This window comes from Hymenobacter defluvii (assembly GCF_017589435.1).
GTDB lineage: Bacteria > Bacteroidota > Bacteroidia > Cytophagales > Hymenobacteraceae > Hymenobacter > Hymenobacter profundi.
The window spans coordinates 1-729 of the sequence record NZ_JAGETX010000097.1 but is presented as its reverse complement, the minus strand read 5'-3'; the positions used below and the strand labels follow the sequence as shown (position 1 = coordinate 729).

Annotated in this window: 1 protein-coding gene; it reads left to right on the top strand. The window is 57.3% G+C overall.

Translation table 11 applies throughout. The annotated features are described in order from the left end of the window. Nucleotides 1-729, top strand: a 729-nt coding sequence (locus tag J4D97_RS23130; RefSeq protein ID WP_208309643.1) for an AAA family ATPase, incomplete at both ends; no start/stop codon positions are given.

Below are 729 nucleotides of genomic sequence, written 5' to 3'. Positions count from 1 at the left end.
TACGTGGGCCGCGACGTAGAAAGCATGGTGCGCGACCTAGCCGAGCAGTCGGTGAACATGGTGAAGCTGCGCCGCAAGGAAGCCGTGAAGGCTCAGGCTGCGCAAGTAGTAGAAGATATTATCCTGGATGCTTTGATTCCGCCTATTTCCGGCAGTGCTACGCCTGCTACCCGGCACGGAGTAGGCTTCGGCACCGATGGCAACCAAGTGCCTACCTCCGACCAGGAGCTGAACGAGCGCACGCGCGACAAATTCCGCGAGAAAATCCGCAGCGGTGAGTTAGACGAGCGTAAGATTGAGATTAAGGTAGAACAAAGCAGTTCCTCCGGCATCGGTATCCTAGGAGGCCAGACCGGCATGGATGAGGCTTCGCTGTCGGGCTTACAAGACATGCTGGGCAATATGCTCCCCAAGAAAACCCGCAAGCGCCGCGTCACGATTGCCGAAGCCCGTCGCATCCTGCTAGATGAGGAAGCTGCCAAGCTCATCGATATGGAGGAGGTGAAGGAAGAAGCTCTGCGCCACGCCGAGAACTCAGGCATCATCTTCATCGACGAAATTGATAAGGTAGCCAGCCGCAGCGGCAAAGGCGGCGGTGGCCCCGACGTAAGCCGCGAAGGTGTGCAGCGTGACTTGCTACCCATCGTAGAAGGTTCGGCTGTCAGCACTAAGTACGGCATCCTCAATACCGACCATATTCTGTTCATTGCCGCCGGTGCCTTCCACGTT